We start from the raw sequence: 509 nt of genomic DNA, 5'->3' as shown, positions 1-509 counted from the left end.
CAAGAAATTACAAGCCTTAGGCGCAAATGTACTTCGCGTGGATGTGGATGGTAAAACAGACGCAGAGCTTGCTAGTTTACTAGATTAGAATGGTCGTGACGAAATGAAATATTATCATCAATATATTAACGAACCATGGAAGAAAATTGTATTTTGGGGACTACTGTTATTGATTGTTGGCTTCCTACTATTCATTATCGGTGGTTTGATTGGATACAGCATATCGTCTGACCAATCAGCCTTCAATTTCTTAAACCCAGCTAGCTGGAACCATGTCTTCTCATTTATACGTTAACATGACTATAAGCAATTTGAGAGGTGATCCTGTAATCACCTCTTTTTTGATATGAAAATGACAAATGGATAGTCAAGCTAACTAGCAACAGGTGTTTACTTGTGTAGCCAACTGCTGGTTGACGAGGTCTTTTTTTAGATTGCCTTATTTTTGGACTAGGATTTTTCAGGTTCAAATAATGATTCGCCACAATTTGAATCAGTTTTTTAGTGGG

The 509-nt window shown here is 37.1% G+C and carries 2 protein-coding genes; one reads left to right on the top strand and one right to left on the bottom strand.

From position 1 onward, the window contains the following. Positions 1-103: 103 nt before the first annotated feature. On the top strand, positions 104-295 hold the full coding sequence (locus ACRCJ0_RS19445) for a DNA-directed RNA polymerase subunit beta (protein WP_016897078.1): 192 nt from the start codon (positions 104-106) through the stop codon (positions 293-295). Here ACRCJ0_RS19445 and ACRCJ0_RS19440 read toward each other — a convergent pair. Next, a partial coding sequence (locus ACRCJ0_RS19440) for a hypothetical protein (RefSeq protein ID WP_431391864.1) occupies positions 285-509 on the bottom strand: 225 nt, incomplete at its 5' end. The genes ACRCJ0_RS19445 and ACRCJ0_RS19440 overlap by 11 nt on opposite strands.

Source organism: Aerococcus sp. L_32 (assembly GCF_050689315.1).
The sequence above is the reverse complement of the archived record's forward strand: the minus strand, read 5'-3'. Positions and strand labels throughout refer to the sequence as shown.